A 23,591-nucleotide genomic window follows, 5' to 3' on the forward strand; every position below is an offset into this window, starting at 1 on the left:
CCCGAAAGGTGTTCTGTCCACATGAAATCTCTCAAACACAAAGTCATCCTCCAGTGCAGCCTGGGGCTCTTAGCCGCCCAGCTCGCCTTCTCCCCGCTGCATGCGGTTCATGCGGAGGAAGCGGCGCAGAACGCCGGAACGGTCATCGGCATCGCAAGCACCGCCTTGAAGAACGGCACGCCGGGCTTGTTCAGCTCCAATGTCTCCAGCTCCACGCCGGGATATCTGTCCCGTCTTGCGAACGATACCGTATCCATCACCGGGGTGGACGGCGGGCGGCAGTTCTTCTATAACGTGCCCCGCGCGGATGTAAGCGAAGGCAGCTACATCGACCTGGACATCAGCTACTCGGAGCTGCTCGTACCGACGAGCTCGACCTTGACGGTCTCTGTCGACGGCAAACCGGTGAAGAGCATCCTGCTCACCAAGGAGAACAGCTCCCGCCAGATGATCCGCATTCCGCTGTCGGGCGAGGATGTGACGCCCGGCTTCCACTCGGTGGCCCTGACCAAACACAGCACCGTCTCGAACGATGCCTGCACCGATGAAGAGAATGCGGCCAACTGGCTGAAGATCAACCGTTCCTCTGCCGTATTCATCCATACGAGCACGACCTGGACGACGTCGGACACGCTCGGCAGCTATCCGTTTCCTTTCGTAGAAGCGGGGATTCAAGACGAGATGTACGGCGCGGTGCTGCTGCCGGACAATCCGTCTTCGGAGCTGATCTCCTCCGCCATGGAGGTCGCGGGCTATCTCTCGGGCCAGACCGCAACCGACCGTTCCACGCCGATCCTCACGGAGTCCGAGTGGCTGCGCCAAGACCGTCTGCTTCCCGTCGTGGCGCTTGGGGCCACGGCCGACTGGACCGGACCGGTCGCCCAGCTCGCCAAGCAAAGCACAGCCCTGCCGCAGAAGGGCGAAGTCAGCCTGAATACCTTCACGGTGCAGGATCAGCAGAAGGGCGATATCCGGCAGGTGCTGCTCCTCTCCGCGGCGGACGACAAGTCCATCAAGGAGCATATCGCTCTCTTGACGGACCAGCAGTACGTTGACCAGCTTGCCGGCAACGAGCTTCTGGTGAAGGAGCTCTCGAAGGTGGCGACTACCGTCAAGTCCTCCAAAGGACTGACGCTCGAATCGCTTGGCTTCTCTGATGTCACATTGAATACGGTACAACGGCAAAGCGACCGCTTCACTTACAGCATCCCTTCCCATTGGAGCTTGACCGGCGAAGCGGAATTAAAACTGAAAGTGCGTGTCTCGGCCCTGCTTCAGAGCGATGCGAGTCAGGAGAAAGAGAAAGATACCCAGAATGCCGGCAAGGCAGCTCCTATGGTGCATAACGGGCTGACCGTCGTCATCAATGACGTCCCGAAAACCTTCTCGCTGAGCGAACTTGTGAAGGCTGACAAGACGGACGACAGCTATCTCGTGACGATTCCCCTGGCCCCCTACTTGAAGGAAGGCGCAGCGAACACGCTGAACGTAGACTTCTCGGCCAACATCAATGAGGCATACAGCGCATGCGCCTCCAATCCGAACAGCGGCCGCTGGATCTTCATCGACAACGAAAGCTCGCTGCTCCTTCCGCATGAGATCCGGAAGGAAACAAGCTTCAAATACTGGCCGGCCCCGTTCGTAGGCGATCAAGGGCTGGAGAACACCGTCTTCCTGCTGCCCAAATCGGTGAACGGGGCGATGCTCAGCCAGCTCGCCGCGCTGACCCATGCGATGACAGAGCAGTCGGACACCCCGGCGGCCATCGACATCGTCCGCGACGGCGATCCAGATGCGGTGCAGCGTATGAAAGGCAGCAACCTTATCGTGATTGGCTCCCCGAACGCAATGGAGGCTCTCGGGGCCCATAAAGACAGCATGCTCGTGAATGCGGACCAGCCGCAGTTCCACCTGGCAAATTATAACATCATCAACGAAACGACGGATTACGCCGCATGGATTCAGGCCTCCCCTTGGGATAAGGACAAGACGCTGGCCGTGTTCCAAGCGTCAGAAGGCAGCGGGAAAGCCAAGACCTCGTTCGTCGATCCTGCGATGCTCCAGTTCCTGAAGGGCGAGAATAAGTCGAGCCAGATTGTCGTGATGAGCCAATCGAAGGAAGTGCTCTCCGTCGATATCCAGCAGGAGCAGGGCAGCGTCCAGGAGAAGACTCCAGCTGGCACCGCGCCTGTCAAAACATCCATGATCTGGGTCATCGCCGCGGTAGGCGTTCTGTTCCTGATCGGTTCCATCATCCTGATCCGCCTGGTTCGCCGCCCCAAATAAGCGGAGTTCGCTGTTCTTTAACCCAAACAGGCTGTTTCCTTTTCTGCCCTGCGGCAGAAGCGGAAACAGCCTGTATTTGGTGTTCTTAACCCGAGGGTGGCGTCTTCTGAATTCTGTTGATCCGCCTGCTCGTCCCTGCGCGAACCTCCCTAACGGGACAGCCGGGCGATCTCATCGGATTCCCAGATCCGGACTCCCGGGCTTTGGCCGTGGGCGGCGAGGATCATCCCCCGGGCCACATCGGCGGCGGAGATCGGCTTGTACCTCGCCAGCTTCCCCTTCAGCAGGAAGGAGGCGGCCCGTCCGATGACTTCCCCGAGCTTCTCCCCCGGACGGTGATCTCCCTCGCGGCTGCCAAGCAGCAGCGAGGGCCGGAAGAGATGCAGCGCGGGCAGGCCCAGCGCCCGGAGCCCTTCTTCCATCTCCCCCTTGACCCGGTTATAGAAGAACATCGACTGCGGATCAGCGCCGATCGAGGAGACGATCAAGAACCGGGAAGCCCCGCCCTTTGCGGCCAGCCGGCCCAGCCGCAAAGGGTACTCCAGGTCCACGGCCTTGAACGCTGCCTGCGAGCCGGCCTTCTTCATCGTAGACCCCAAGGCACAATACACATCGGCATTCCGGAGCTCCTCCCCAAGGACGGACTCCAGGCTGGGCCCGCTCCAATCCGTCACGACTTGGAGCGGATGCGCCCCTTCCCATTCCGACGGTCTGCGCACCAGGGCCATCACCTCGCCGTAAGCGGGGTCCTGCGCCAGCTGCCGGATCAGCTCCCGGCCGACCAGTCCCGTCGCTCCGGCTACTATGGCTCTTGTTGTCATGCTGCCGCCTCCTGCGTCAGATATTGTCATGCCAAGCTGCCTGCTTGTCCGAAGCGGATGGACCGGCCTCCCTACGATAAGGCCTTGCCGGTCCCATTCCCCTGGGCGCCTAAGGCTTGTGCGCCCTGCCTGCTTTACATCAAGCGGCCTATCGGCCCCTGCGGATCGAGAATATCCTTTACTTCGGCGAACGGAATCTCGAAGGTCGGGAACCCATAGACATAAGGCGTATATTCGTAGAGCTGAAAATAGATGCCGATCGCTTTGTCCGTCAAAAAGTACGGCTGGTCCGGCGCGATGGACTTGAATTCCGCGATCATCGGTATATCCCTCGCCTTGAACTCCCGGGCGATGATCGCCGATAAGCGGCCGATGTAATCGCTGCCCGGCTTGAACAGATCGGCGAGGGCGTACACCCGGCCGTCCTCCAGATTGAACGTCTGCGAGCTCTGGTACGTGATGCCGTGGGCCGCCTTCTCCGCGTACCCGTAGTTCTCGTAGAGCAGGCTGAGCAGCTCGTGCCGGTGAAGCTTGGTATGGTAGTTGCCGGTGATAGTCTTCGTCTTATCCTGCACATATCCCTGGATGCGGATCAGATCATAGACGGCATCGAGGATCGCATGATTGACCATCTGCTGTACGAATCCGCTGCGGAGTCCGGTGACCTGCGGGTATTTGATGTCGAGCCGGGGCTTGACCATCCGCCGGGTAAAGATCTTCTCCCGCGGAGCCCGGTCATAGTCGCTGCTGCATTCCATGGTTGTTCTCCCCTATCGCGTGTCGGGGGCATGCCGGCACCTTGGCGACGGCCGCCCGGTTACGATACGATATGCGGGTGAATGCCCAGGAGTGACAGCCTTTTGCAGAACTTATTGAAGCAACCGTATGGAAGCCGGACCGCTTCCCGAGATAACGCCCTGCTTACGGTGCAGGCTGGAACAGCTCCAGCCGCTCCCCGTCCGGACCCTCGAAGAAAGCGATCTTCACCCCGTTCAGGATCACCTTCGGCTGCTCGTCCTGCAGACGGATGCCGAGTCCCCGAAGCCGTTCGAGCTCCTGCTCAATATCGCTGACCGTGAAGGCCAGATGATTGACGATGCCGCTCGGAGACATTCCGTCCGTACCGCGGCCGACCAGTTCGATCTCGACCTGCTCCGATCCCGGGAAGGAAAGAAATCCGAGCTCGGGACCGTTCTCGATCTGCTCTCTGCGGGCGAGCCTGAGCCCCAGCACTTCCGTGTAGAACCGGATGGAAGCGTCCATATCGCTCACCATGATACCGATATGCTCCAACTTATGAATCATGTGCCCCACTCACCTTTCATGTATCGAATCATGAATCTCCTTAAGAACAAAGGACTACGGCTAGAACATATCACGCCAGGGCGCAATAATGCAACGCCGCAGTAACGCTGTGACGTTGCATCGGGCGGAGTTGCCCGGAGAATCCCCTGGGTCTATACTGGAATGGGCTCTCGCCCTTAGGGGCAGAGAGCTGCATCCCGGTGCTTTTCCGAATAAGAACCAAAGGAGAACTACACATGGAATGGCCTACTACCGACATGCTCATCTTCCTCATTGCCGCCGGATTCGTGGCTTCGTTCATCGATTCGGTCGTGGGCGGCGGAGGACTGATCGCCGTGCCCGCCCTGATGCTGACAGGCCTGCCTCCGAGCATGGTGCTTGGAACCAATAAACTTGGAGGCACCCTCTCCTCCCTGACGAGCACAGCTTCCTTCCTCGCCTCGGGCAAGGTCAGCGGGCGGCTTGTTCTGCTGCTGTTCCCGCTCTCCTTCGCCGGCTCGGCACTCGGCACGTACTGCGTTCACCTCATACCCTCGTCTTTTATGAGGCCGCTGGTCGTCGTCATGCTGATTGCCGTGCTCGTGTATACCTTGTTCAAGAAGAATTGGGACGGAAGCGGGGTGCAGATACAGTGGACGGGAGGGCGCCGCATCGTCATCGGGCTCGCCGCTCTGCTCATCGGCTTCTATGACGGATTCTTCGGTCCGGGAACCGGATCGTTCCTGCTCTTCGTCTTCCTGCTCTTCGGATTCAACTTTGTCGGCGCAAGCGCCAATGCCAAAGTGCTCAACTTCGCAAGCAACATCGCGAGTCTTCTCGCCTTCATCCTCCTCGACTCCGTACACTGGGGCTACGGCATTCCCATGGGCTTGTCCATGATTGCGGGCGCTCTGGTCGGGTCTCAGCTCGCCATCCGGAAGGGCTCGACGTATGTCAAACCATTATTCGTCATCGTGACAGGCATACTCATCGGCAAACAGCTTTGGGATCTGGCAGGCTGGTAGTTTACTCGGATGATCCAAAGATACTCCAACCAAAGATATCCAAGACATCAAGGGCAGTAGGATACATTCATTTTAGGGGCAGGCACTTGTAAGGCAGACTCTCAGGGATCGATGCTTGGCCGCGGATGCGGCAGGAGGTCCGTCCCCTCTCCGGAGGGGAGGCATAAGGGGTGTAACATACCGGCATACACAGCTTGTCCGGCTGAAGGCAGGAGACAAGAACGGCGGCGGCGGAGTCCCGCCATTCCCGGCTGCCGGTTCCGTGGAGGAACCGTCTTCGGTATTAAGCGCCGAACACGACGACGGTGGACAGATGGTCCGTAAGGTTCACGCGCCGGGCCTGATTGCTGAGCATCTCGGTGAACGGATTATTCACCGTATGGGGATTGCTTACCGGACGCGCATCGTCCCAGACGCACTCCACCCCGCGGCCTCCGGCATCACCGGCGAACATTTTGCAGCCGCCGCAGAAGTTTTGTTTTTGGCTCTCATCGAGGGATACTATTTTATTACGGAGACAGCAATAAATTTTGCCGTTCGTATCGGTAAGGTTAACGTGATTGATCTGACGCATATGCATGCGCTCCTTTCTGTTGGTCCATTCTAAGATTGTAAGGGCAGTTTCCATAAAAGAGTAATACCCATTATATTCACTGCTGAAACTTTCTATGCCGCAGATACCCAAGCTTCTGAGAGGAACGCTCTTCCCGGCTTCAGGCTCATCTGCCGAGCTTATATTACGGGAATCCTGCTTTTTCTTTGGCATCTTTTCATTATCGGCAGTAGAGAAGCCATCGTGTAGGGCCGAGAAGGCAATACCAAAAATTGGAGAATAGGGCCTGCCACGGCGTAGAGTATTGCCAACCGCCCGTGTCAGGATTATAATAGGGCAAGAGAATAAACTAACTATCGTTAGTTAGCTTGGCGGAAGGAAGCGATAATGTGAGTGTAACATCCTTGAAGCAGGCGGCCCTGCGCCTGTTCGCGGCCGGAGGCTATGATGCCGTGCCTCTCTCGGGGATCGCCAAAGAGACCGGGATTAAGACCCCGTCGATTTATTCCCATTTTAAAAGCAAAGACGACCTCTTCCTCGCCGTATTCGACGACTGCCTGCTGGAGCATACGCTCCGCATGCGTGCGCTGATGGAACGCCTCGGCGGCCTGACCGTCGAAGATCAGCTGTTCACGGTGCTCCGGGATGCCTCCCGTACGTACTTGCTCAGCGACGAGGGGATGACGTTCCTCAAACGGACGATGCTCTTCCCTCCCCTCTCCCTGCAGGAGACGCTCCGCGAACGATTCTCCGCCGCCGAAGGGGAGATGCACGATCTGCTGGTGCGGCTCTTCAAGCAGGGCATGGAAGAGGGGCTCGTGCGCAGGGAAGCCCCGGAGGATCTCGTGGCTTCCTTCTATTGCTTGCTCGACGGCTCGTTCCTTCAGCAGTACTATTATCAGCCCGGCGAATACGAGCAGCGGCTGGACGCCGTCTGGCGTATCTACTGGAAAGGCATCTCTACCCCAAAGGAGTGAGCAGCATGGCATGGGTCTACTTGGTTATCGCAGGCTTGATGGAAATCGTGTGGGCATTCGGCCTCAAATACTCGAACGGCTGGTCGCGTCTATGGCCGAGCCTGATTACCGCAGGGGGCATGATCGTCTCCTTCTACTTCTTGTCGCTGGCGCTGAGGACCCTGCCGATCGGTACCGCCTACGCGATCTGGACCGGCATCGGGGCGGTCGGTACGGTCATCGTCGGCATGATGTTCCTCGGCGAACCCCGCGACCTGCTGCGGATCAGCTTCGTGCTGGCGATCGTCGTCGGCATCGTGGGCTTGAAAGCGACGGCTTGAGTATTGGCGTCCGGAGGACAAGCTGCATACAAAAAACGGAACCCGCCCTTGGAGAAAGCCAGGCATGCAGCCTGTCTCCGGGACCAGCGTTCCGTTATTTGGCGTTCGGTGAAAGCGAAGCGAGGCGGATGCCCGCAGGGGCAGCCCTGCGGCTCACGCCTTCGCAAACTGCGTGTGGAACAGCCTGGCGTACAAGCCCTGCCGCTCGAGCAGCTCCCCGTGCCGCCCGGTCTCCGCCACCCTGCCGTTCTCGAGTACGACGATGCGGTCGGCCGACAGGATGGTCGACAGCCTGTGGGCGATGACGAGCGTCGTGCGGCCGCGCATCAGGTCGTCGAGTGCCGCCTGCACGTAAGCCTCGGAAGCAGAGTCCAGATGGCTCGTCGCCTCGTCGAGGATCAGGATGCGGGGATTCTTCAGAATTGCCCTGGCAATGGCCAGACGCTGCCGCTCCCCGCCCGACAGCCGGTGCCCGCGTTCGCCGACTTCCGTGTCGTACCCGGCCGGCAGCGAGGCGACCACTTCGTGGATGTAAGCCTGGCGGCAGGCCTCCTCGATCTCCTCCTGCGAAGCATCCGGGCGGGCGAAGAGCAGGTTGTCGCGGACGCTGGCGTGGAACAGGAACGATTCCTGCGTAACGAAGGCCACCTGGGAACGCAGGCTCTCCAAGGTGACACCGCGGATGTCATACCCGTCGACCGCCACTTCGCCTTCCGTCGGATCATACAGGCGAGCCAGCATGCCGATGAGCGTCGACTTGCCGGCGCCGCTCGGCCCGACGATGGCCACCACCTCGCCCGGGGCGGCCTCGAACGAAATCCCCCGCAGCGCATACTGCCCCGGCTGGTAAGCGTAAGAGACGCCGCGGTAGGCGATATGCCCCCGGGCCGGAGGCAGCGCCTTGGCGCCCTGTACCTCCTCGACCTCAGGGATCAGGTCTTCGTACTCGAAGAGGCGCTGGAATACGCCGAGCGCCGTCCCCACCTCGACGCGCAAATTAAGCAGCGTCCCCACAGGCCCGTACAAGCGCCCGAGGTACGCGGCGAAGGCCACGATGCTGCCGATCGTCATCGAACCATCGATGACCTTCCAGCCCCCGTACAGATAGATCAGTGCGGTTCCGAGTGGACCGAGCACCCCGATCACCATGCCGTACCAGCGGCCGACGAGATTGAGCCGCAGCTCGAGCTCCATCACTTTCTCGTTGAGCGCCGTGAACTGCTCCTGCTGCCGCCGCTCCCCTTGGAAGATGCGGGTCAGCATGGCTCCGGAGACGCCAAAGATTTCGCCGAGGCGGGCCGACATGTCCCCCCTCACCCGCTGCGCTTCCCCGCGCAGCTTCTTGCGCACGGAGGAGACTTTGCGCACCGGGAGCAGGAACAACGGCAGGACGGCAACCGACAGAATCGCAAGCTGCCAATCCAGCGCAAAGAGAATGCCCACGGTCGTGATCACGATCACCGACTGGGTCACCGCCGAGACGACCAGGGTCGTCACGACATTCTGCACCGCCTGGATGTCCCCGGTGAGCCGCTGGATGATCTCCCCCGACTTGGCGTCGGTGAAGAAGCTCATTGCCTGCCTCTGCAGGTTGCCGAACAAGGACTGCCGCAGGTCGCGCATGACGCCCTGGCCGACTTTGGTATTCTGGTGATTCTGCCATACGCCGAGCAGCCCGCTGATCACCGGCAGCACCACCATCATGGCCGTGAGCAGCACGAGCAGCCGGCGGTCGCCGCCCGGCAGGGCATCATCGATAATCTCCTTCATCACAAGCGGCGGAATCAACCCGAGCACCGCTCCGAAGAGCGCCAGCAGGAGGATCGCCGCCAGCTGCCAGCGGTACCCCCGGAAGAGCCGGTAGATGCGCGCGGTCGACACATCCTCGAGCCCCGCCCTCCCGCGGCTCTGGACCCGGTGCATCGGCCCGCCTTCGCCGACGGTCCCTCCCTGCCGCATCAGACTTCCTCCCCGCGGCGGACGGGCGGGGGTCCCGGCTGGAAGACGCCGATAATACCCGCCGTAATTTCCTTGGCCATGTTCATCACCCTATGTAAGGAAGTGCTTTGCAGAATCGCATACTTTTGTCCGGCATCCACATTCACAATAGCCGCTATCGAATAATCCCCGACATGGGGGAGCTGCTTGCCTACCGACTTGCCCGGCTCGATCGGGCGGTTCGACACCTGATACCAGCCAAGCGATGCGGATTGCCCGAGACACGCGTCGATAGCGATGACCTTGCGCCCGGGCGGAATCTCCGCGAGCCTCTCCCTCATGTTGCTCGCATCGAACGGATGCGCCAGCGTGCCGATGACCGCCCGGAAACCGGACTCTTCCAGCATCGTGCCGACCAGCGGCCCGAGGGCATCCCCCGTGGACCGGTCTGTACCGATGCACAGGAACAGCAGCTCGTCCGCCGCGACGCCGTCGCTTCGAATCATCCGCAGAAATTCCGGAAGTTCGGCGGCGCGTATTTTTTTGCGGAACAGGGGCCTCGCCTGCTCTCCCGTCATGATCGTCTCCCCCTAAGCTCATTGTTCATTCTACGCCCGAATTCTCTCATTGTAGCATACTGCACGCTGGGTGACTCTTTCAAGATTTGGAACCGGATCCGCGGGCATGCTATAATTCGAAAAACATGACGTACCCCTGCACGCTGCCCTGGATGAGGGCGAAAGGAGGCTGCCGGATGCGATTCTTCCTGCTGTGGGCCCTCGCCGCTCTCGGCTATTGGCTGGTGCTGCTCTGGGATACCCTGCGAGCCAAAAAATGGATGTTTACCCTGCCCCTATCGGAGGGTAATACACGAATAAATCCACAAGAAAACTTAACCGCTTCACCCGATCCGGCGCTCCGCCGCGCCGCCGCTTCGGAAGCCCCGCTGGTCTCTGTCATTATCGCAGCCAAGGAGGAGGAGTCGTCGATCGCCGACACCGTGCGGCATCTGCTCAGCCAGAATTACCCGCGGCTGGAGATCATTGCGGTTAATGACCGGTCCCGCGATGCGACGGGCCGCAAGCTGGACGAGCTCCGCCGGTGGTCCGAGAGCAAATCGGACATTACCGTCCCGCTGCGCGTCATTCACATCACGACGCTGCCGCAGGGCTGGCTCGGCAAGAACCATGCGCTCTATCAAGGGTACCTGCAGGCGAGGGGCAAGCTGCTCCTCTTCACCGATGCTGACGTGAGGTTCCATCCGAATACGGTGGCCGACAGCGTCCGTTATCTGCAGGAAGAGCAGGCCGACCACCTCACCCTGTCCCCGGACATGCCGGTGAAGGGAATCTGGCTGAGGGCCTTCGTCGATTACTTTTTCTTCACGCTCTGCTTGTTCCTGCGCCCCTGGCGGGCCAACGATGACTTTCAGTTCAAGCAGGGCATGGGCATCGGCGCCTTCAACCTCCTGACACGCTACGGGTACGAGAAGATCGGCACCCACCGCGCTATCGCCATGCGGCCGGACGACGATCTGCAGCTTGGCCGCCTCGTCAAGCAGGCCCGGCTGCGCCAGCGCCTCGCCTCGGGCCACGACCACATCGCTGTGGAGTGGTACAAGAGCCTGCGGGGCGCCGTCGAAGGCCTCGAGAAGAACCTCTTCTCGGGCTTCGGATACCGGACTGGCATCGCCGTATTGGCCGTGCTCGGTCAGCTGGGGCTGTTCCTGTTCCCCGTACTCGGCATGCTGCTTCCTGGCGGTACGGCATCCATCTGTGCTCTGGCCGTCGTTACCATGGCTGCCGTGTATCTGCTGCTGCTCCGCTCTCTGACCGGCAAGCCGGGCTGGACGGCGCTGCTGCTGCCCGCGATGACCGGACTCTTATGCTATGTCGTCGTCCGGTCGGTATGGTTGACCCTGAAGCAGGGAGGCATCTATTGGAGAGGCACGTTCTATTCGCTACAGGAGCTGAGGCGGATGCAGGAAGAGGACTGACTGAGGTTTTTTCATGAAACCTTAACACCGCCCGCCCTCCCTCCTGAGCTACAATAGATTCAGATTCTCACGAACAAAGGAGAGATCGATGATGAATTTCAGTTTGGGACAATGGAAGTATGCGATGCTGAGCATGCTGATCACATTCGCTCTTATTGTGATTTATCAGTACGCCGGGTCGATGTAACAGAGGATGGAAGCAGGCTTGCATGAAAATAGGACGGATCATGGCCGGGCGTACCGCTTCCCCGTACGCAGGACGATCCGTCTTTTTGTTGTGCAGGGGCGGCGGTGCCTGGAAAGATCAGGCCGGCGAAGCCGCCTCTCCTTGTCTCGCGCCAAACCGCACGGGCAGCCCTCCGGTCCGTAAGGTTGGCCGCAGAAAAGCTGAGAGAAGCGGCGCTGTGCTTAGCGGACCCAGCCGCTGGGGTGCGGCGCTAGACAGCGGCCCTGGCCGGGTGCCGCTGCGCTTCTACGGGACATCCGCTGCATCCGCATCCGGGGTCCCTGCGCCAGCTTCCGGCGCTTGGTCTGCCGGCGGAGCCGCAGGCGCATCCTTCGCCTCCCCGCTCCCAGCCTCCGCATCCCCCTGCGTACGGATCTGTACGGCAGCGGCTTCCTGGTCCCATGCCACCTCACAGTGGAGCGCTTCGGCCAGGAAGCGCAGCGGCACATACGTCAGATCGTGCTCCATGCGCGGAGCCTGCTCCAACAGCACCCGCCCCCCGGACGTGTTCGCGATCCGGTTGCCGATATACATCGTGACGGTCTCTTCGCCTCTGGCCGCCGTAATCGCCTGCTCCCCGTTCTCCGCGCGGAATCCGACCTTGAAGCCAAGCTTCTCCGAGACAGCCCGGAACGGAACGAGGGTGGTGCCCTGTTCCAGCTTCGGCGGCTGCTCGAAGATCACCTGCTCCCCGTCGATGAAGACGCGGACCACCGGCCCCGCCTCCTGTGCATTCACCGGTGCTGCGAACAGCAGCATCCACGCGAGCAAACCAAGCATCTTTCTCTTCATTCCCAGCACCTTCCTCTCACCTGCTCTGTATCTTCTTTTCCTTACTGTACCACCTGGCTCGCCTCTGCGACAAGCTCCTGCGCGCTCTAGGATATAGAACAGCACGACAGCAAGATGAACGGCTGCGTCGTCCATTAAGGACGATGCGCGTTTATAAGAAATACAAGGGGACAGGATCGAGCTCTGGTGAGATATACATTCTAGGGTTTTTCTAAAAAAAGGACCGCCCCGCTCAGCCGGTCTTCTGCCGGTTCACGGGACAGCCTTGGCTTGATGGAGACCGGCCGGATTCTCAGGTTCCCGGCCGGAACGCCCGGGACTGGCCCCTCGCGATGCTCAGCGTCTGCCAGTCGCTGCTGCGCAGGTGCTTGCCGAGGAACACCATCTGGCCGACGTGGTAGCCATAATGGGACACCTGCCGCTGGATCGCTTTGACGACGGTATGCGCTTCCCCGCGGATTGTGACGGTCCGCAGCAGGTCTTCGGGGCGGAGCGAAGCCAGTGTGCCGAACACGGCCGCCCATCCTTCTTCCCAGAGCGCAAGCAGGGACTCGCGGCTGGCGCCGGCCTCCACGAATTCGCCGTCGCGGTCTCTCGTCGGCTTCTCGCCGTCCGAGTGAAGAAAATCCGTCCAGCGGGAGAGCATATTGCCGTGCATATGCCGGATGATCACTTCCATCGTGTTCGATTCCGGATCCAGTGCCGCATGGAACTGTGTTTCTTCCAGCTGTTCCAGGGTCCGGTCCCCCAGCTTCTTCATACTCCGGAAGGTCTCTATGGATTCCTCCAGCATAACCGTACCGAGTGTCAGCCCTTCGCTCATAGCACACCGCCTTTTTATGGAATTGTCATTACTGTATCGCAGAATGCAGGGGAAGCCTATTCCAATCTTTTTATCAGGGCGATATTCTCGGGGAATGGGCGGCTGAGCACTCGATCCGGGCACGCCAAAAAAAGCGCGGCCCTCTCCGGCGATCCGCCAGGGTCCTGCGCTTCTTAGGGCATCCATCTTTGCGTTTAAGATATCTATCCGTTCTCCCCCGCCGGAAGCGGAAGCAGAACAGCCGGGTGTTACCTGACCTGCTTCGGCAGCTCCGTATTCGATGCCGTCACGTCCAGGCTCTGCGCCGACTGGGTCAAGTCGTTCTGCACTTGAACGAATTCCTGCCCGTGATGCTCCTGGTCGCGGGAATTCAGCTGGGCCTGGGCATTGTCCAGCGCGTGCTGCGCCGTCTCCATCTGGGCCAGCGCGGTCCGCAGCTTCTGCGGATCGGAATCCAGCTGTGCATGGCGGACGGCCATCTCGGCGTCGGTGGCCGCCTGGATCGCTTTCTCCACGTTATCGATCACATGCCGGCTTGGCATCTGGTGCTGATTCACTTCCGTCATGTCTTCGGCATCTCCTCTCGGCTTTTCGCTTATGGCTGATGCAGCCCTTGCGAGTCAATGCTTAAGATGCGCGAAAGAGAGCCCGTTCATTCCCGGAAGCCGTGACCAACTGCTAGCCTCCGGCTCCCGCCCGTTCATAGACCACAAAATCGTAATCGTACGGATTCTTCTCATCCTTGGGTCCCCGGGTGCGGGAGACCTCGGCCCACTGGCCGGGGTCCACTTCCGGGAAGTACGTGTCGGCCTCGAACTTCTGGTGAATCTCCGTGATATACAGCCGGTCGGCATGCGGCATCAGCACACGGAATACTTCCGCTCCGCCGATTACGAACAATTCCTCATCCGCCTTCTCCCCGCCGCGGGCATAGGGCCGAACCGCTTCTTCGGCCGAAGTCACCGTCTCGCAGCCCGGCGCCTCGTAGGAAGCGTCCCGCGTGAGGACCAGATTACGGCGCCGGGGCAGCGCTTTGCCTCCGATCGAATCGAAGGTCTTGCGGCCCATGAGCACGGTATGCTCCAGCGTCGTTTGTTTGAAGTAGGCAAAATCGGCCGGCAGGTACCAGGGCAAATTATTGGAGAGGCCCATCCCCCGCGCTTCATCCATGGCCAGCATATAGGACACTGTCACGTGCTTCTCCCCCTTGGGTGTTCGTTAGTACGAATACTAGACCGCGATTGGCGCTTTGATGGCCGGATGGCTATGGTAGCCGGTGATCTCAAAGTCCTCATACCGGTATCCGAGGATCGAATCCGGCTTGCGCTTGATCGTAAGCTGCGGCAGCGGGTACGGCTCGCGGGTCAGCTGCAGCTTCACCTGCTCCAGGTGGTTCGAATAAATATGGACGTCGCCCCCCGTCCAGATCAGCTCCCCGGGCTCATAGCCGCACTGCTGGGCAACCATATGCGTGAGGAACGCGTAGCTTGCGATATTAAAAGGAAGACCGAGGAACGTATCGACCGAACGCATCTGGAACATGCACGAGAGCTTGCCCCCGGCTACGTAAAACTGGAAAGCATAATGGCACGGCGGCAGCGCCATCCGGTCCACTTCCGCCGGATTCCAGGCGCTGACCAGATGCCTGCGGGAATCCGGATTCGCGCGAAGCGCCTCCACGACACCGGTAATCTGGTCGATGCTGCGCCCGTCAGGAGCCGGCCAGGTGCGCCACTGGGAGCCGTAGACCGGACCAAGATCGCCGTTCGCGTCGGCCCACTCATCCCAGATCGTCACGCCATGCTCCTTCAGATAACCGATATTCGTATCCCCGCTCAGGAACCACAGCAGTTCATGGAGGATCGACTTGATGTGCATCTTCTTCGTAGTCAGCAGCGGGAAGCCCTCCGCCAGGTCAAATCGCAGCTGCCGCCCGAAGACGGACACGGTTCCGGTCCCGGTGCGGTCCCCCTTCTCCACTCCATGATCCAGAATATCCTGTAACAAATCCAAATAACTTTTCATCCTTCACCTCGCCCAAGTTCTCTCCCGAAAGTATACCAGTTTCCCTCCGCTTCCGCTATTTCCTTCCTCGGGAAAACTCCTCACTCCCCATAGTAGGCGAAGACGGTATCGACCGGCTTGAAATACAGGTGCCCGTCCTCCCAAGGCTGAAAATGCAGGTCCATTCGGGAGTCGTTCCAATTCTCCGGCGTACCGGATGTGGAAAGCTTCCGCGGCTGAAGGGGCTCTTCGATGACCTTGGGGAACTCCTGATACCCGAAGAGCAGGTTCTCGTGCATCGCGATGATCTCGTACTTGTCCCCGAGGAACGCCCGCTCCTCCTGCAGCTGATAATGATAATAAATATAGCTTGCGGCCATCTCCGGCTTCAGATGGGCAACCCTTCCCACCCTGCGCTCCACCGGCGCCTTCCGCGCCCAATGTTCCTTCGAGACCGGCGCGTTAAAATGGAACACGTCCGTCATCGGCACCCACTTGCGGGGCGCGGCGTGTCCGGGCCAATCACAGAGACAGGAAGCTGCCTCGCCCGCCACTTCCTCCGGAGCCACTTCCCTCCCGGTGCACTCGTAATAGAGGAACAATTGGCGCTCCCAGTGGAAGGCCGCCGCTGTCATCAAGGCACCGTGCGCCACCAGCGCGGCGGCCGCCCTGCTCTGCTCAAGCCGAGAGAGTCCGGTACTCTCCCGCCCCGCTTTCAGCTGGCCTCTGTATATCATTCTTTTCATAAGAATCCGCTCCTTTGTGACCTAGTCAGGCCAAGCCCTCCCCCATACATACAACGAACCTGCGATCCCGCGCAATACGAGGATTTTGCTGGAGATGCACTTTCTTGTCCCGACTGGAGGATGTCCGAAATTATGTATAACGTTGTCGAAGAAAATTGCCGAAGTAAAGAACATACGCGAATACGACCGAATCACACATTGAAAGGCGGTTACACACAAGATGCAAGCACGCAATAAATTGATGCTCAAGATGTACTCGATTCTCCTGGCTTTCGGTATTCTGCCGCAGCTCGCGACCGGCAATATGAAAGTCGCTCTTCCTCTCCTCGGCACCGGTGTGCTGATGATCGCCCTCAGCGCTTTCATTACCTACCGCACCCAGCGCCAGAACAGCGTCATGTACATCATGACGTTCGGCTTGTTCTTGTCCATGCTCATTCCAATGCTGATTGCTCCGGCGATCGAAGGGATCCTCGCCCTCTTCATCAACTATGCCGTGATTGCGCTCTACTTCAACTACCGGCCCCTGCTTCTTACGGGGATTGGCAACTTGCTGCTCACCGTCTATGCATTCTTCTTCTATCACGATGCCGTATTCCCGAATATTCCGGCTCAAGGGTTCCCCTCCCTGATCATTATCCACACGGCGGTCACGGCATTCCTGGTGGCCCAGAGCCTCATCGGGGAGAAGTTCCGAAAGTCCGAAGCCGCCAATGCCGAAGCGATGCACGCCGAGCGCAGCCGTAACCTCCAGCTTATGGACCGTGTAAAACAGACGATCCAGGATCTTGGCGAATTCAGCACCCATCTGCGCGAGAATGTACAAGTGACAGGCCATGTGTCCCGCGAGCTCGTCAGCACATTCAACGACATGTCCCGCGGCGTGCAGGAGCAGGCCGAAAGCGTAGGAGCGATCCGCCAGTCGCTGCAGCAGGTCAGCGGCAGCGTGGAATCCGCCGCCACCTCGTCTTCGGAGATGGAGACCTTGTCCGTCCGCACCGAGAAAGAAACGAAGACCGGCGAGGAGCGCATTATCGGCATCCGTTCGGCGATCCAGGAAGTATCCGGCGCCGTAGGCCACACGGTCAACCTGATGACTCAGCTGCAGGAGCGCAACCGCCATATCGAGAGCATCCTCAGCGTCATCAACGACATCGCCAACCAGACGAATCTGCTGGCCCTCAATGCGGCGATCGAGGCCGCGCGTGCCGGCGAGCACGGCAAAGGATTCGCCGTCGTATCCAGTGAAGTACGCAAGCTCGCGGAGCATTCGCAGAAGTCTACGCAGGAGATTGCAGCGATCCTGGGCGACATCCGTACGTACAGCGAGCAGGTGGCAAGGCATGCTGAGCTCGGCCAAAAAGGCATGGTCGACGTAAGCCAGGCTGCGGACGAATTCAGCGTACTGTTCGAGACGATCCATACCCATGCGGCACATCTGCTCGGCAGCTCCCATCAAGTGAATACCCAGATGATGGGCTTATACCAATCCTCCGCCGCCATCTCGGCGGAAGCAAGCGCCGTATCCGATATTACGGACCAGTCGGCGGCTGCTGTGGAAGAGATGCTGGCTAGCATCGATGAGCAGGGCAGACGCATTACCGAAGTCGAAACCAGCTTCCGCCGGCTCGACGATCTGGTCGCCGTGCTTACCGAGCTTGTGACCGAGAGCGACGCAGCCGCATCGAAGAAGTAAGGCAGTTGAAAGGAAGTCGGATGAAATAACGGCTTCGCCGCCAGGATGGCGAGGGTGCGGACTCCGGCTTACATCCGGCCGGTCAGTGAGCGCAAAGAAGGAGCAGACTCCCTCCGGGGAGCTTGCTCCTTCTTTTGGTTATAAGCTGAAAGTGCAGCAAGCCGCTCGTATGCAGTAGGCTGCTCCTAGTCAATCCTGCTGCAGGCTCAGATAGCTCAGCGTACCGAGGTCATAGCTGCGGTGAATGATCTTCGGCTCACGGTCCGGCTCCCCCGCGCCGAGCGCGATGAAGAAGGGCACGAAGTGTTCCGGACGCGGTACGGCCTGCCGGGCGTGAGGCGCCAGTTCTTCGTAGCGGAACAGGCTGTCGTAATCGTGTTCCTTCAGCCGCGCGAGCAGCCAGTCGTCGAACTCGACTGCCCAAGGTTCGGGCGTGCTCTGCTCCCAGCGGAGCATGCGCAGGTTGTGGACGGTGACGCCGCTGCCGATCACCAGGATGTCGTCCCGGTTCAACCCGCGCAGCGCTTCCCCGATGCGGAACTGGTCTTTGGGCGGCAGATAAGGACTGACGGACACCTGGACGACCGGGATATCGGCCTCCGGGTACATCCGGTGGAGCAGTGTCCACGAACCGTGGTCGAGGCCGCGCTGGGTATCCCCCTTCACGGGAATCCCGGCCGCCTTCAGGCGGTCCGACACCATGCCGGCCACGATCGACGAGCCTCTGGCTCCATAGCGCACCTCGTACAGTTCGTCCGGGAATCCGCCGAAATCGTAGATCGTCTCGTACACGTCGTCAGAGGAAGAAATCGTTGTCGTCTCGCTTTCCCAATGGGCGGTGAAGATGACAATTGCTTTGGGGCGTATCCCTTTGGCGAACCTGCCGAGGAACCGGGCATACTCCGTATCTTCAATCGCCAGCATAGGGGAACCGTGGGCAAGGAACAGGGAGGAAGGAATCATGGCCAGCATCTCCTTTACTATTTTCATCTAGTTACTTTATGTAAGTAAGTATATATCGATAATATATTTCTGTCAACAATATTCTGCCGGGGCAGGCGTGACTCTGCCGTCATTATCCCTCCCCCCTCCCCCTCTTATTCGTGTGAAAAGCGCTTACGATACATCCGGGGCGTGACCCCTTCCTGCTTCGTGAAGCAGGAGGTAAAATAAGCCGGCTGGTTAAATCCTACTTCTTCCGCAATGCGGGCGATCGACAAGTCGGTCTGCAGCAGCTTCAGCTTCGCCTGTTCCAGCCGGTAATGCAGCAGGTATTCAAACGGAGAGCACCCGAATTCCTGCTGCATGCACCTGGCGATATAGACGGGGTGAAAGCTCAGAGCCTCTCCCAGCATCGGCGCCGTTACTCCTTCTTTGTAATGGGAGCGCAGATAAGAGGCCGCCTGCTCGGCCACCTTGGTCCCAGGCACGGCCGCCTGCGCTTCCAGTGCGCCGCTGAGCTGCTCGAGCACGGACTGGAACGTGAGCTGCAGCTTCCATCTTGCCCAGCTGCGGTGCGATTCGCACTCGAGCTCGGTCAGCTGCCTCAGCGGCTCGTAGACCGCCGCCGGCCGAGGCAGGCGGATGAACTGGGGAAGCCGCATGGGGAAAGTTTCCATCGTGAAATATTTTTTCTCCTCCGGCTCTCCCGGGTGATGGGGCTGGGACGCCTCTGCCGGCACCCAGGCCCCCGTCGTGCCGAAGTGGAGCCAATAGTGCTCCGTGGGCTCAAGACAGGGCTGAACCGGGTAGTGGTGGCAGTCCGGCCTCAGGATGAGGGCATGGCCTCCCGTCACCTCATACTGGCGGTCTTCCTCCCCCATATAGAGGCAGCCGGAGGTAACGACGAGCAGATCGAAGACGCCGATGCTCCTGCGGTTCGGATGCTTGCGGCCGGGCTTCATCGGCTCGAAGCCGCTTGCAATATAGTAAGGCAGCGGCGGTGCCGTGAATTCTAGAATGGTCATGCGCTTCCCGCTCCTTCCTGTCTTATGATGAGGTTGGAATTTTGATAGTTTTCGTTCGGAATCTGCAACATCGACCCCAGATTACCTTCTACAATGTGAAATAGCAAGCAGTAAGGAAAGAAAGGCAGTGGAGAACCCCATGTATAGAGAGAAAGAGAAACCTGCGGATAGCAAAACCAAACGAATCCCCTCCCTGTGGATCCTGACTTGGCCCATCCTCATCGAAATGTTCCTGCAGTTCCTGCTCGGTACGGCCGACACGCTGATGGTCTCGCGGATCTCCGACGATGCCGTCGCTGTGGTCGGTATCTCGACCCAGCTATTCAATGCCATGACGATCCTGTTCATGACCGTCGCCGGCGGCGCCGGCGTGCTCATCGCGCAGAAGCTCGGTGCCCAGCGGCCGGAAGAGGCCCGGACCCTTGCCGTCATGGCCGCCAAGGTATCCGTCGCCATCGGCCTGGCGATGAGCGCACTCTTGTTCTTCGGCGCCGAGCCCATCGCACGTCTCATGCAGCTCGAGGAGCGGCTGATTCCTCTGGCGGTGACCTATATCTCCATCGTTGGCGGGGGCATGGTGCTGACCGCGGCTATGGCCATCCTGAGCACGGCCGTCCGCAACACGGGCAATACGCGCAGTCCGATGTACATTGCGATCGGTATGAATGTCATTCACCTGGTGCTCAACTACGGATTCATCTTCGGAGAGCTGGGGCTTCCGGCCTGGGGACTGACGGGCGTAGCCGTCTCGACACTGGTCTCCCGCCTGCTCGGCACCCTGTTCCTGGGTTATGTGTTCCTGTATTCCTTCCATCGCCGGATCGGATGGGGAGATCTGCGGCTGTTCGACCGGCCGCTGTTCGGGGAGATCCTGAAGATCGGCTGGCCGATGGGCATCAACATGGCTTCGTGGGTGTTCTCGCAGCTGCTGCTCTTCTCCTTCGTCGCCATGCTCGGCGCGGCGGAGCTCGCGGCACGGACGTACATGAACACGCTGGAATCGTTCTGCTTCATCCTCGGCAACTCCCTTGCCATGGCTGCGCAGATCCGGGTCGCCCACCTGTACGGGGCGGGCGAGAAGAAAGAAGCGAACCGCAGCGCCTTCCGCGCCCTGTGGATCGGGCTGGCGCTCGTCATGATCAACGCGCTGCTGATCTACGCGCTGGGAGGCCGGATTCTGCCGCTCTTCACCCAGGACAGCACCATCATCGGCATCGGCGTCTCGCTGCTCGCCTTGAATCTCGTGCTGCAGCCGTTCAAGATGCTCAACATGGCGATGAACGGCGCCTTGACCGCCATCGGCGACACCCGCTACATGATGATCGTCGGGCTCTTCTCGATCTGGCTGGTCGCGACCGGCCTCGGTTATTATCTCTCCCTTCCGCTCGGCCTTGGGATCCATGGCATCTACATCGCCATGATCGCCGACGAGCTGATCCGCGGTCTTCTGATGCTCCGCCGCTGGAAGCTGCTGCAGCAGCCTGTGCCCTTGTCTCAGCCGCGGACCGATTCGGTCGCGGTTGGTAGCTGAAGGGGCTGGGGATTAGCACCGCCGACCTTTTATGAAGGTCAACGCCCAAATTCCTGGCAGGCCCTATTCCCCAGCCGGGCGCACGGTGCCCGCTAGGGCCGCGGGGCCGCCTATTCGCCCGTCTCCCTCTGGGAAGACGGGCTTTCTCTGTTGATTCGACTTTTCCTATCATGAAACCGCATTTCTTTACACTACCGTTCCCCTTTCTGCGCTATACTAGATTTGTTCTCATTTGCTAGATTTTCATCCCCCACCAGACGGTCAAGGAGGCCACATTATGAGCAACAACCGATTCCGCATGCAGCAGAAAGCAGCCAAGACGCTGCTCGCTGCCCTCATCCTCGGAGGAGGCACCCTCACGGGCGGCACTACCCTTCCTCCCGCTTACGCCCATACCGACCATTCGCAGCATTCGGCGGAGGAGCATGCGGCCGCCATCCTGTCCGCTGATATGAAGCTCGCTCACGATAAAGGGATTGTCGAAGGCTATCCCGGCTCTACGGATCTGGCCGGTGAGCGCCCCGTCTCCCGGGCGGAGCTCGTCACGATGATTGCGCGTGCCGCAGGGCTCGCGCCAGCCGACTCCTCGCAGCTGCCCTTCTCCGATCTCGCAGACTGGCAGCGTCCGGCCGTTCTCAGTGCCGCTGCGGCCGGCATTGTTACCGAGACGGGCGAATTTAAGCCGAACGAGCCTGTAACGCGCGAAGCGCTGGCCATCATGATCGGCCGGGCAATGAATAAGGGCCAGGCGCCGCAAGTACATACGGAAGTGCTCAACTATTTCAAAGACGGGGCTTCGATCTCCGAAGCGGCCCGTCCTTACGTCGCGCAAGGCGTCCTTGCCGGCCTGTTCGAGCCGAAGCTCGACGGCAGCTTCGAACCGCAGGCCAACGTCACCCGCGATGAAGCGGTCAAGGCGCTGAAGCCGCTCGTGTTCCAGCTCATCGACATCCTCACGACCAATGATATCCACGGCCATATCGAAGTAGGTTTCGACAAGAAGCGGAACCAGGCGCAGGGCGGCATCGAGACGCTCGCCGGCATCGTGAACGATTACCGCGCCGTGAATCCGCAGGGTACGGTCGTAGTGGACGGCGGCGACGCTTGGCAGGGCACGCTCATCTCCAATACGACGAACGGCCAGTCCGTCATGGATTCCATGGCTGAAGTGGACTATGATGCCGCAGCGATCGGCAACCATGAATTCGACTTCGGACGCGATGTGCTCATCGAGAACATCAAAAAGGCGGAATTCCCGATCCTCGGCGCGAACATCATCGACGATAAGACTGGCAAGCGCGTAGAGTGGGCACAGCCTTATACAATCGTCGAGAAGGCGGGCCTGAAGATCGGCATCATCGGTCTGGCGACACCGCAGACCCGCACGACGACCAAGTCGACGAACATCGAAGGCTTGACGTTCGCCGATCCGGTGCCTTATGCCAAGGAACTCGCTGCTGAGCTTCGGGCGAAGGGCGCCGACCTCGTCATGGTCACCTCCCACCTGCCGGGTGAGCAGGACGCCAAGTCGCAGGAGATTATGGGCGAGCTTGTGACGCTGGCGAATGGGACAGGGACGAAGGAACTCGATGCGATCGTCGGGGGGCATTCCCACCGCCGGGTAGCCGGCCTTGTCAACGGGATCCCTGTCGTGGAAGCGCAGAGCTGGCTGTACGCCGTAGGCCACATTCAGCTGTACGTCGACCGCGACACCAAAGAAGTCGTGTCTTCGAACGCCTCCATGCTCGAGACCTACACGAACCTGACTACGGCGGATGAAGAAGTGAAGAAGACCGTAGCGGACTACCAGGCGAAGATCGCCGAGAAAACGAATGAGAAAATCGCCGTAGCCGCGGAAAAATGGTCCACGCAGTCGTTCCGCTACAATACTAACGGCAACCAGGTGCGCGACGGCGTAACGCCGGTGGGCAACTCCGTCACCGATGCGATGCGCTGGGCGGAGAAGTCCGATATCGCCTTCACGAATATCGGCGGCCTCCGTGCCGAGATCGATGCCGGCGATGTGACCTACGGCAAGATGTTCGAAGTACTGCCGTTCGGCAACTACAACCGGACGGGTACGATGACCGCGAAGCAGATCAAGACGCTGCTTGAAGTGACAGACCAATATTCGAAGCTCCCGGCCATCCAGTTCTCCGGCCTCAAGGTCGAGTGGGACAACACGAAGCCGCTGGGCGAGAAGTACACGAAGATCACCCTGCTGGACGGTACGCCGGTCTTCACAGACGGCAAGCTGAACGAATCCCGCACGTTCTCCGTGACCACCAATGACTTCATGGCTACCGGTGCCGGAGACGGCTTTACCGCTTTCGGCGAAGTGAAGGATTGGAAAGACGGGCGGATCATGCTTGACGCTTGGGTCGATTACCTCAAGGAGCAGGGTGCAGCCGGCAAGCCGGTCTCCCTTCCGAAGGACGACCGCGAAGTAAGGCTCGATTTGAAATAAGCAGGCAGCCAGAAGGACAATCGAGTAGGAGGGGGCGCCTAGCCCCCGTCCTCTCACACCACCGTACATGCGGGTCCGCATACGGCGGTTCCAAAAGGTTAACGAAGTTCCAGATATCGAGAAAGCAAACTCTTCAGCC

General features: G+C 59.9%; 22 protein-coding genes. 8 read left to right on the forward strand and 14 right to left on the reverse strand.

The window, feature by feature from the left end:
• Nucleotides 1–21 precede the first annotated feature (21 nt).
• Entirely contained in the window at nucleotides 22–2,286 is a 2,265-nt protein-coding gene (locus O9H32_RS29275; protein ID WP_269869644.1) for a cellulose biosynthesis cyclic di-GMP-binding regulatory protein BcsB, read from the forward strand.
• Nucleotides 2,287–2,435: 149 nt separating this feature from the next.
• Here the strand turns inward: O9H32_RS29275 and O9H32_RS29280 are convergent, their stop codons facing one another.
• The 3 genes from O9H32_RS29280 to O9H32_RS29290 form a co-directional block, all read right to left on the reverse strand.
• Nucleotides 2,436–3,107, reverse strand: coding sequence for an NAD(P)H-binding protein (locus O9H32_RS29280; protein WP_269869645.1), 672 nt, complete (start codon nucleotides 3,105–3,107; stop codon nucleotides 2,436–2,438).
• Between the two features lie 134 nt (nucleotides 3,108–3,241).
• Nucleotides 3,242–3,865: a DUF3298 and DUF4163 domain-containing protein gene (locus O9H32_RS29285; protein ID WP_269869646.1), complete on the reverse strand. Its 624-nt coding sequence runs from the start codon at nucleotides 3,863–3,865 to the stop codon at nucleotides 3,242–3,244.
• Between the two features lie 163 nt (nucleotides 3,866–4,028).
• Nucleotides 4,029–4,412, reverse strand: coding sequence for a VOC family protein (locus O9H32_RS29290; protein ID WP_269869647.1), 384 nt, complete (start codon nucleotides 4,410–4,412; stop codon nucleotides 4,029–4,031).
• A gap of 236 nt (nucleotides 4,413–4,648) precedes the next feature.
• Between O9H32_RS29290 and O9H32_RS29295 the strand changes: the two genes are divergently transcribed.
• Nucleotides 4,649–5,416 carry a sulfite exporter TauE/SafE family protein gene (locus O9H32_RS29295; protein ID WP_269869648.1) on the forward strand — a complete coding sequence of 256 codons (768 nt, stop codon included), beginning with the start codon at nucleotides 4,649–4,651 and terminating at the stop codon, nucleotides 5,414–5,416.
• A 283-nt stretch (nucleotides 5,417–5,699) separates the two neighbouring features.
• Here the strand turns inward: O9H32_RS29295 and O9H32_RS29300 are convergent, their stop codons facing one another.
• Nucleotides 5,700–5,990, reverse strand: coding sequence for a hypothetical protein (locus tag O9H32_RS29300; RefSeq protein ID WP_269869649.1), 291 nt, complete (start codon nucleotides 5,988–5,990; stop codon nucleotides 5,700–5,702).
• A 368-nt stretch (nucleotides 5,991–6,358) separates the two neighbouring features.
• Here O9H32_RS29300 and O9H32_RS29305 point away from each other — a divergent pair, with 368 nt between their 5' ends.
• Together O9H32_RS29305 and sugE are read left to right on the forward strand one after the other, a co-directional pair.
• Nucleotides 6,359–6,946, forward strand: a complete 588-nt coding sequence (locus tag O9H32_RS29305) for a TetR/AcrR family transcriptional regulator (RefSeq protein WP_269869650.1) — start codon at nucleotides 6,359–6,361, stop codon at nucleotides 6,944–6,946.
• Between the two features lie 5 nt (nucleotides 6,947–6,951).
• Nucleotides 6,952–7,266 (forward strand): quaternary ammonium compound efflux SMR transporter SugE, encoded by a 315-nt coding sequence (sugE, locus tag O9H32_RS29310; protein WP_269869651.1) that lies wholly within the window; start codon nucleotides 6,952–6,954, stop codon nucleotides 7,264–7,266.
• A 153-nt stretch (nucleotides 7,267–7,419) separates the two neighbouring features.
• Here the strand turns inward: sugE and O9H32_RS29315 are convergent, their stop codons facing one another.
• The gene (locus tag O9H32_RS29315) at nucleotides 7,420–9,225 is read right to left on the reverse strand and encodes an ABC transporter ATP-binding protein (protein ID WP_269869652.1); all 1,806 of its coding nucleotides are present in this window, start codon (nucleotides 9,223–9,225) and stop codon (nucleotides 7,420–7,422) included.
• Nucleotides 9,225–9,782, reverse strand: a complete 558-nt coding sequence (gene yyaC, locus O9H32_RS29320; protein WP_269869653.1) for a spore protease YyaC — start codon at nucleotides 9,780–9,782, stop codon at nucleotides 9,225–9,227. The genes O9H32_RS29315 and yyaC overlap by 1 nt, the downstream gene beginning before the upstream one ends.
• 176 nt (nucleotides 9,783–9,958) lie before the next feature.
• Here yyaC and O9H32_RS29325 point away from each other — a divergent pair, with 176 nt between their 5' ends.
• Nucleotides 9,959–11,200 carry a glycosyltransferase gene (locus tag O9H32_RS29325; RefSeq protein WP_269869654.1) on the forward strand — a complete coding sequence of 414 codons (1,242 nt, stop codon included), beginning with the start codon at nucleotides 9,959–9,961 and terminating at the stop codon, nucleotides 11,198–11,200.
• Between the two features lie 472 nt (nucleotides 11,201–11,672).
• Here the strand turns inward: O9H32_RS29325 and O9H32_RS29330 are convergent, their stop codons facing one another.
• From O9H32_RS29330 to O9H32_RS29355, 6 genes are all read right to left on the reverse strand, one after another.
• Complete coding sequence (locus O9H32_RS29330) at nucleotides 11,673–12,218, reverse strand: copper amine oxidase N-terminal domain-containing protein (protein ID WP_269869655.1); 546 nt, start codon at nucleotides 12,216–12,218, stop codon at nucleotides 11,673–11,675.
• Nucleotides 12,219–12,510: 292 nt separating this feature from the next.
• Nucleotides 12,511–13,041, reverse strand: a complete 531-nt coding sequence (locus O9H32_RS29335; protein WP_269869656.1) for a DUF1572 family protein — start codon at nucleotides 13,039–13,041, stop codon at nucleotides 12,511–12,513.
• Nucleotides 13,042–13,289: 248 nt separating this feature from the next.
• Nucleotides 13,290–13,607 (reverse strand): hypothetical protein, encoded by a 318-nt coding sequence (locus O9H32_RS29340; protein ID WP_269869657.1) that lies wholly within the window; start codon nucleotides 13,605–13,607, stop codon nucleotides 13,290–13,292.
• Nucleotides 13,608–13,719: 112 nt separating this feature from the next.
• Nucleotides 13,720–14,235: a dihydrofolate reductase gene (locus O9H32_RS29345; protein ID WP_269869658.1), complete on the reverse strand. Its 516-nt coding sequence runs from the start codon at nucleotides 14,233–14,235 to the stop codon at nucleotides 13,720–13,722.
• A 36-nt stretch (nucleotides 14,236–14,271) separates the two neighbouring features.
• Complete coding sequence (locus O9H32_RS29350; protein ID WP_269869659.1) at nucleotides 14,272–15,066, reverse strand: thymidylate synthase; 795 nt, start codon at nucleotides 15,064–15,066, stop codon at nucleotides 14,272–14,274.
• 80 nt (nucleotides 15,067–15,146) lie between these two features.
• Complete coding sequence (locus O9H32_RS29355; RefSeq protein ID WP_269869660.1) at nucleotides 15,147–15,791, reverse strand: hypothetical protein; 645 nt, start codon at nucleotides 15,789–15,791, stop codon at nucleotides 15,147–15,149.
• A gap of 220 nt (nucleotides 15,792–16,011) precedes the next feature.
• Between O9H32_RS29355 and O9H32_RS29360 the strand changes: the two genes are divergently transcribed.
• Nucleotides 16,012–17,487 (forward strand): methyl-accepting chemotaxis protein, encoded by a 1,476-nt coding sequence (locus tag O9H32_RS29360; protein WP_269869661.1) that lies wholly within the window; start codon nucleotides 16,012–16,014, stop codon nucleotides 17,485–17,487.
• A 189-nt stretch (nucleotides 17,488–17,676) separates the two neighbouring features.
• On the opposite strand, the gene O9H32_RS29365 is transcribed toward O9H32_RS29360, so the two are convergent.
• Entirely contained in the window at nucleotides 17,677–18,450 is a 774-nt protein-coding gene (locus O9H32_RS29365; protein ID WP_269869662.1) for a DODA-type extradiol aromatic ring-opening family dioxygenase, read from the reverse strand.
• A gap of 134 nt (nucleotides 18,451–18,584) precedes the next feature.
• Nucleotides 18,585–19,454 (reverse strand): helix-turn-helix transcriptional regulator, encoded by an 870-nt coding sequence (locus O9H32_RS29370; RefSeq protein ID WP_269869663.1) that lies wholly within the window; start codon nucleotides 19,452–19,454, stop codon nucleotides 18,585–18,587.
• 139 nt (nucleotides 19,455–19,593) lie between these two features.
• Here O9H32_RS29370 and O9H32_RS29375 point away from each other — a divergent pair, with 139 nt between their 5' ends.
• On the forward strand, nucleotides 19,594–20,985 hold the full coding sequence (locus O9H32_RS29375) for an MATE family efflux transporter (RefSeq protein WP_269869664.1): 1,392 nt from the start codon (nucleotides 19,594–19,596) through the stop codon (nucleotides 20,983–20,985).
• Between the two features lie 277 nt (nucleotides 20,986–21,262).
• On the forward strand, nucleotides 21,263–23,452 hold the full coding sequence (locus O9H32_RS29380; RefSeq protein WP_269869665.1) for a 5'-nucleotidase C-terminal domain-containing protein: 2,190 nt from the start codon (nucleotides 21,263–21,265) through the stop codon (nucleotides 23,450–23,452).
• Nucleotides 23,453–23,591 lie beyond the last annotated feature (139 nt).

The organism is Paenibacillus caseinilyticus, assembly GCF_027533645.1.
Lineage (GTDB): Bacteria > Bacillota > Bacilli > Paenibacillales > NBRC-103111 > Paenibacillus_G > Paenibacillus_G caseinilyticus.

Coding starts and splice junctions, on each gene's coding strand:
- O9H32_RS29275 (WP_269869644.1), top strand. CDS start 22: ATGAAATCTCTCAAACACAAAGTCATCCTCCAGTGCAGCCTGGGGCTC.
- O9H32_RS29280 (WP_269869645.1), bottom strand. CDS start 3,107: ATGACAACAAGAGCCATAGTAGCCGGAGCGACGGGACTGGTCGGCCGG.
- O9H32_RS29285 (WP_269869646.1), bottom strand. CDS start 3,865: ATGGAATGCAGCAGCGACTATGACCGGGCTCCGCGGGAGAAGATCTTT.
- O9H32_RS29290 (WP_269869647.1), bottom strand. CDS start 4,412: ATGATTCATAAGTTGGAGCATATCGGTATCATGGTGAGCGATATGGAC.
- O9H32_RS29295 (WP_269869648.1), top strand. CDS start 4,649: ATGGAATGGCCTACTACCGACATGCTCATCTTCCTCATTGCCGCCGGA.
- O9H32_RS29300 (WP_269869649.1), bottom strand. CDS start 5,990: ATGCGTCAGATCAATCACGTTAACCTTACCGATACGAACGGCAAAATT.
- sugE (WP_269869651.1), top strand. CDS start 6,952: ATGGCATGGGTCTACTTGGTTATCGCAGGCTTGATGGAAATCGTGTGG.
- O9H32_RS29315 (WP_269869652.1), bottom strand. CDS start 9,225: ATGCGGCAGGGAGGGACCGTCGGCGAAGGCGGGCCGATGCACCGGGTC.
- yyaC (WP_269869653.1), bottom strand. CDS start 9,782: ATGACGGGAGAGCAGGCGAGGCCCCTGTTCCGCAAAAAAATACGCGCC.
- O9H32_RS29325 (WP_269869654.1), top strand. CDS start 9,959: ATGCGATTCTTCCTGCTGTGGGCCCTCGCCGCTCTCGGCTATTGGCTG.
- O9H32_RS29330 (WP_269869655.1), bottom strand. CDS start 12,218: ATGAAGAGAAAGATGCTTGGTTTGCTCGCGTGGATGCTGCTGTTCGCA.
- O9H32_RS29335 (WP_269869656.1), bottom strand. CDS start 13,041: ATGAGCGAAGGGCTGACACTCGGTACGGTTATGCTGGAGGAATCCATA.
- O9H32_RS29340 (WP_269869657.1), bottom strand. CDS start 13,607: ATGACGGAAGTGAATCAGCACCAGATGCCAAGCCGGCATGTGATCGAT.
- O9H32_RS29350 (WP_269869659.1), bottom strand. CDS start 15,066: ATGAAAAGTTATTTGGATTTGTTACAGGATATTCTGGATCATGGAGTG.
- O9H32_RS29355 (WP_269869660.1), bottom strand. CDS start 15,791: ATGAAAAGAATGATATACAGAGGCCAGCTGAAAGCGGGGCGGGAGAGT.
- O9H32_RS29360 (WP_269869661.1), top strand. CDS start 16,012: ATGCAAGCACGCAATAAATTGATGCTCAAGATGTACTCGATTCTCCTG.
- O9H32_RS29365 (WP_269869662.1), bottom strand. CDS start 18,450: ATGATTCCTTCCTCCCTGTTCCTTGCCCACGGTTCCCCTATGCTGGCG.
- O9H32_RS29370 (WP_269869663.1), bottom strand. CDS start 19,454: ATGACCATTCTAGAATTCACGGCACCGCCGCTGCCTTACTATATTGCA.
- O9H32_RS29375 (WP_269869664.1), top strand. CDS start 19,594: ATGTATAGAGAGAAAGAGAAACCTGCGGATAGCAAAACCAAACGAATC.
- O9H32_RS29380 (WP_269869665.1), top strand. CDS start 21,263: ATGAGCAACAACCGATTCCGCATGCAGCAGAAAGCAGCCAAGACGCTG.